Raw genomic sequence first — 6,184 nt, 5'->3', positions numbered from 1 at the left:
ATTTGTTGCAATGAAACTGGTACTATATCTTGTCTTTTCATCATCATTCCTCCAACTTGTTTACTATGAAATCAAGTATAGAGCGGAAAAGAAGATATTTGAAGATACCGTTTCATTTTGCGCTTACTTTTTATGATCCAATACCGTAAGATTCTGGAGTTACATTTCAATGATGTCTCCCAACGCACCATTAGTACGAGCGTTGGAAGTTCAAGAAATACAGTTTCAGATATCACCAAACGAGCTAAAAAGCTTGGGTTAGAACGGTTAACTGATAATATGAACAATCAATGGCTTGAAGAATTTCTTTTTCCTGAGAAACAAGCGATTGAGAAAGGCTTTTTCCCACCTAACTGGGAAAAGATTCATAAGGAATTACAGAAGAAAAATATATCATTAAAATTACTCCATATGGAGTATGATCAGCATGCGCGTGACAGCGGGAAAATCCCCTATGCTTATCGGACTTTTGCAGAAAATTATGGTAAGTATGCAAAGAAATATAAAGCAACAATGCCTATTCGCAGGAAGCCAGGTGAAGTGTTAGAAATTGACTGGGCTGGATCAACGCTATCTATTAATGATCGTTCAAATGGAGGCAAGATAACGGTATATGTATTTGTAGCAACTTTTCCCTATAGTCAGTACAGTTATGTCGAAGGTTTTTTAGATATGAAATCTGCCAACTGGTTAACCGGACATATTCATGCTTTTGAATATTTTGGTGGGACTCCAGAATCATTAGTCCCTGATAATTTAAAAACAGGCGTGACTAAGCCCTTACGTGGAGAACCAATTCTTAATGAAGCTTATCGTGAACTAGCTGATTACTATCAAACCGTTATCGTTCCCGGAAGAGTTCGGAGTCCAAAGGACAAGGCTAGTGTTGAAGGAACCGTTGGGTTCATTTCTAGACAAATTATAGCTGCTTTACGTCACTATCAATGTTTTGATCTTCGTGACTTGAATCAGCAAATATGGAAGAAACTCAATGAACTAAATCAAGAAGCCTTCCAAAAACGTCCTGGCTCAAGAAAAGAAACATTTGACGAAGAGGAGAAATCCTACCTTCACCCCTTACGTCAAAAGCGATTTAAATTGTCGGAATGGAGAACTGCAAAGGTTCAAACTAATTACCACATTCAAATCGAACGTATGTATTACTCCGTTCCTTACGAGTACATCCAAAGTGACGTTGATATTCGTCTATCAAAAGAATTAATTGAAGTATACTTCAAAGACGCTCGAATTGCATCCCACAAGCGATTATATGGAGAAGTCGGTCAGTTTTCAACACTTTCAGAGCATATGCCAGACAATCACCGTCTATTTCTGGAACACACACCTAAGAACAGTCGAGAATGGGCTCAATCCGTAGGATCAAACATGGAAGAGTTTGTGGATGTTTTACTTAATAATGGATCTGAGAAAAAAGCTTTAAATCAATTAATGAGTTTACGTAATCTTGATAAAAGACATTCAAAAGAAGAGCTGGATTTAGCTGCTCAAAACTTACTACTCGCTTCTTCTAACCCTACGGTTAGTGTTTTTAAGACAATTCTTGCACGAAATAAAAAGCGTGAGCGAGCAAAAGATGATGGTTCCTTAACTAAATTGAATACAGGTGAAAATTATGGATTTGTGCGCGGCGCAGACTACTTTGGAGGGACGAAAAAATGACAAATGAAGAAACTTTACGTAAATTGACAGCAATGAACATGAGTGCAATGGCAGATTCATACAAAGAGCAAATGAATAATAATGACTATCAGGATATGACGTTTGAAGAACGCTTCAACTTACTCGTAGATCATGAACATTCTCGTCGTCAGTCAAACAAACTTCAGCGATTGATTCATCAAGCCCAGTTCAATGAACCGACCGCATCTATTGAAGATATCGAATATCATCCTGATCGCCATCTGGATAAACACCTTATTCTTGAACTAGCTGCAGGTAACTATATTGAAAAACATTTAAATATCATATTAATGGGAGCCTCTGGAAATGGAAAAACATGGTTATCGAATGCCTTTGGCATTCAAGCTTGCCGACAACAGTATAAAGTAAAATATGTTCGTCTGCCAGAATTATTAGATGAGTTTATTTCAGCAAGAAATGAAGCAGATGGAAGTTTCCGTCGACTGATTAAGAAGTATAAGAAAGTTGATTTACTTATCATTGACGAATGGTTACTAACATCCTTACCCGAAGAACATACCTTAGCTTTATTTGAGATTATCGAATCTCGATTGAAAACGACTTCTACCATCTTCTGTTCACAGACTGCACCTGAAGGATGGTATGAAAAACTCGGTGAAGCTCTCGTAGCCGATGCGATTCTTGACCGCATCGTGCATGATTCTTATAGTATTCTAATTGACGGTGAGGTTTCTATGCGTGAAAGACATGGATTGAGGGCAGCAAAATGATTCCTTCAGAAGTAGAAGATAGAATTGCGCGCTACTATTTCCAGCGTTATTTGCCTGACAAGATTATGCTGGAACTTGAAGAAAAGTTACTCCCTTTCTATTTAGAAGATGAGGAACCATCGGCAGAAGATATGGTGAAATTAGCACTAACTATTATAGATAATGCTTTAGAGAAATAAAACTTTGGTCACTGATATGCAATATATTAGTGGCCTTTTCTTCCGCATTGATTGGCTCCATGTCCCGCACTCACTGGCTCTAAACTCCGCACAGGCGGCTCAATCTGTCCGCAATACTCATCTTATAGGCTTTTTATTCTGTATTAAAAACGAGATAGCGTAATACATGGTTTATACATCCGGAATGATGATAAAAATTGGAATTTTATTTAATTTCTATCATCACTTTTTTATTGCGACTCTTAATCCTCTGATTGAATTTAAGCTTTTTTGTAATATTCTATACGATTCTGGATGTTTAAAATAAAAATTATATTTTCTATATATCGTATATCCATTATTTATAATTATGGAATTAATATTTTTCAAAAGCATATAAATTTTACTTCGATTTTTAAAATTCATTTTTGTACAATAGATAATACACTGACCTAGAAGATGATTAATTCTCGTATTAAGAGCATTCTTCATATCTACAGTGCTTTCTTCTAAATGACTATTAAATTCTATCGTTTTTTCAATAACTTTGATTAAGGATTTAATACGTTTTTCATAATTTAACGATGTAATAGTAGAATTTAACCTTATTCTTCGATAGAACAACTTATCTTTAATACATTTAACTTTTTTACTTTTCATTAAAAGTTGATAACTAAATAATTCATCTTCATGTATAATTCCTTCTAGAAAAAAAATATTGTTTTCTAATAGCATTTTTTTATTTATGAATTGCAAACAAGGCGAAGCATAAAAATCTTTATTTTTTGCCATTTCTATAAATAGATCTTGACCTTTTAAAATTTTGTCATAATCTTTACTTCTTTCATAGTTCATGTCTTCAATCTTTTTACTATCTATAGATTTATCAAAAAAAGATTTCCCTTCAAATAAAACTAATTCTAAATCTTCTTTAATTGCCAGTTCATATAAGTATTCCATTGCTAAGTCAGGTATTAAATCGTCACTATCCAAAAAATAAATGTACTCACCTTTTGCGTATCCAATCCCTCTATTTCGAGCCTTACTTTGTCCAGCATTTTCTTGATAATAACCTAGTATATTTTCATAAGACTCTGTATACTTTTCAATAATCTCGCTCGATTGATCTGTAGAACCGTCATCGATAAGAATTAATTCAATGTCTGAAAAATTTTTTTGAGAGATAACACTTTCAATACAGTCTTCAAGATAATTTTCAACATTATAAACTGGTACAATAATAGAAATTTTTATATTCTCCATATTTTAATTATCCTCCTCTCTTTGTGTATTTAATTGTTTTTCCGTTTAGACAACTTTTTATAATTAAGGTAGCAACCATTAACTTAAAAATATAGTTTTCTTAACTTGATTAATTAAAAGTTTTTACAAAGAGTTTACTAAAAATTTTCAGAGTAGATGACACTTATTTCCTTCATGTACTTTTTTACTGAATGATTCTTTATAACAGCATTATAAGACTTTATTGTTTTTTCTTTAATTTGTTGTGGATTTTCTAAAATTTCTAAGATAATTTTTTCAAATGAGTTCTGCAGTTGCTTGCGCAGTATTTGTTTTTTATTAATACTGCTAACTTCAACTTCTCCTGATTCATCTATAGGGAGCTGAATTACCCATCCTATAGTGCTATTATTTATTTCTGGGAGAGCACGAATATTAGTTGTAATGACAGGACAACCTGATGCTTGAAATTCTAAAACTGAGTAGCCATACGTGTCTGCCCAAGTTGGTAATAAGCCGACATCACTGTTCTTCATCATCTCTAGTAACTTTTTATTGTCCATGCTTTCATAGAAATTTATCCATTTTGTGTTTCTAATTTTGTTGTTCATCTCTTGTACTTCTTTTTCAGTATCTTGGTATTCACCAAATGCATAATTGTAACTTTTTCCTAATGAAACGATTGTCAATTCAAAATCGAAATTATGCTCTTCTTTAATTTTTGAAAAGACATCTACAATTTCTTTTCCACCTTTACGAGTGAAATCTTTTCCAACAAACAAAAATTTTAAAATAGGATTAATTACCTTTTGTTCTACTTCTGATTTTTCCATTAATTTTTTTTGGGGTGGATTTATTTGAATCATTTTTTCCTTAATGATATTTTTATATTGTGGAAAATGCTCTAAAAAGCGCAGTTCCATCTCATAGTTTTTTTGAGATAAGGATATAATTTTTTTACAATTATCATGAGCTAACAATTTTACATACTTTTCTGTTCTGTTTTTTTCTTTTATACTCTTTTTAGTAATAGTTTCTTCATTCAAAAATGACGTTGCTGAAGTTCGAGGTATATAGGTCTCAAAAGTTGAAATCCAAGGAATATTTTTTTTTGTGACAGTATTAAAAAGATGCAGTCCATCTACTCCAACCTCACTAAAAACTATATCTTTAAAAAAAACTATGGCATTCTTCCCTAAAATAGGCATTCTTTTTATGGCTGTTTGTGGGTAGTAAGTGTTTAAACTCTTCACTTTTTTTAATGGGTGTAGATTACCATCAATAATAGTCCTTCTTTCAGGATATGAATCATTAGTATAACCTATTTTTTTCATTGGGCACCTCTCTTGAAGAATAAATTAATTACTTATCAAAATCGTCTAATATTTGTTTAGCATCATATAAATAATGATTTTCAAAGTATATGGTCTTAACTTTGTTGCTAAAGATAGGTTTTGGTATCTCTTTTTTATTTCTACTTTTCTTTGCTCTTTACTTATTTTTTCATCAGAAGCAATTCCCAATAGAATATAATTCAAAATAAAACTTTCATATGCTAATTTTGTAAAAAAAGCTTTATGCTTTTCTAACCATTCTTCAGTAAATTTCCATCTATTGACATACCCAACTCTTGTATCTTTAGGTACATCAGAGTGATATATAATTTTTGGATCTTCAACTTGTACTATAGTTAATTGATGGTTATTATCTACTTTCAATAACCAATCCCAATCTTGATGCTTGATAAGACCTTTAGTAAATGGCGTCTCGATAATGATATGTTTTGGAACAAGCACTGTTGAGGTTTGAATAAAGCCTATATTTTTTAAACCTTTTATTTCGAATAAGTAGCTTGCAATAGTAGTTTTACCACTTTCTTTATAATTAACGTTTGGAAGTTTATCGTACTTTTTTTGATTTTTATTTTTATATCTTTCCAAAGATGTAAAGCATAAAAAATCATCATTTAATGATAAGTGGTTTTTATTAATTAATTTAATCTGACTACTTAGTTTATCTGTAAACCATTCATCATCGTCATCTAGTAAAGCAATTAATTCTCCATCAGCTAGTTTTACTCCAATATTTCTTGCTTCACTTCCGCCCACTTTTATATTAGTTTGGACAAGTTTAATTTTTATATTACTTGTTTTTTTTGCTTGTTCAATATACTCGGCTGTTCCATTAGAAAAACCATCTACAACAACAACAATTTCTATATTTTTATAGTCCTGTTTAATAACACTTTCTATTGCTCTTCTTAAAAAAATTGGTCTATCAAACGTAGGTACTATAACACTAATTAATGGTTCATTCATTTAATTCATCCTTTAATATTATTATTACGCTTAA

At 31.8% G+C, this 6,184-nt stretch carries 6 protein-coding genes; 3 read left to right on the top strand and 3 right to left on the bottom strand.

Annotated elements, in window-relative coordinates:
* The first annotated feature begins 117 nt into the window (after nt 1-117).
* The 3 genes from istA to ACEN36_RS09330 are packed head-to-tail and all read left to right on the top strand — an operon-like array spanning nt 118 to nt 2,611.
* The gene (gene istA / locus ACEN36_RS09340) at nt 118-1,680 is read left to right on the top strand and encodes an IS21 family transposase (RefSeq protein WP_407097706.1); all 1,563 of its coding nucleotides are present in this window, start codon (nt 118-120) and stop codon (nt 1,678-1,680) included.
* Complete coding sequence (gene istB, locus ACEN36_RS09335; protein ID WP_407097705.1) at nt 1,677-2,432, top strand: IS21-like element helper ATPase IstB; 756 nt, start codon at nt 1,677-1,679, stop codon at nt 2,430-2,432. Before istA ends, istB begins: the two co-directional genes overlap by 4 nt.
* Nucleotides 2,429-2,611 carry a hypothetical protein gene (locus tag ACEN36_RS09330; RefSeq protein WP_407097704.1) on the top strand — a complete coding sequence of 61 codons (183 nt, stop codon included), beginning with the start codon at nt 2,429-2,431 and terminating at the stop codon, nt 2,609-2,611. The genes istB and ACEN36_RS09330 overlap by 4 nt, the downstream gene beginning before the upstream one ends.
* A gap of 222 nt (nt 2,612-2,833) precedes the next feature.
* Here the strand turns inward: ACEN36_RS09330 and ACEN36_RS09325 are convergent, their stop codons facing one another.
* The 3 genes from ACEN36_RS09325 to ACEN36_RS09315 all read right to left on the bottom strand — a co-directional run bounded on the left by ACEN36_RS09325 (nt 2,834) and on the right by ACEN36_RS09315 (nt 6,150).
* On the bottom strand, nt 2,834-3,853 hold the full coding sequence (locus tag ACEN36_RS09325; protein ID WP_407097703.1) for a glycosyltransferase: 1,020 nt from the start codon (nt 3,851-3,853) through the stop codon (nt 2,834-2,836).
* A 137-nt stretch (nt 3,854-3,990) separates the two neighbouring features.
* Nucleotides 3,991-5,166, bottom strand: coding sequence for a glycosyltransferase family 4 protein (locus tag ACEN36_RS09320; protein ID WP_407096959.1), 1,176 nt, complete (start codon nt 5,164-5,166; stop codon nt 3,991-3,993).
* Between the two features lie 45 nt (nt 5,167-5,211).
* Nucleotides 5,212-6,150, bottom strand: a complete 939-nt coding sequence (locus ACEN36_RS09315; RefSeq protein ID WP_407096960.1) for a glycosyltransferase family 2 protein — start codon at nt 6,148-6,150, stop codon at nt 5,212-5,214.
* Nucleotides 6,151-6,184: the final 34 nt, after the last annotated feature.

The organism is Desemzia sp. FAM 23989 (assembly GCF_045528345.1).
GTDB lineage: Bacteria > Bacillota > Bacilli > Lactobacillales > Carnobacteriaceae > Desemzia.
This window is presented reverse-complemented; position numbering and strand designations above follow the sequence as displayed.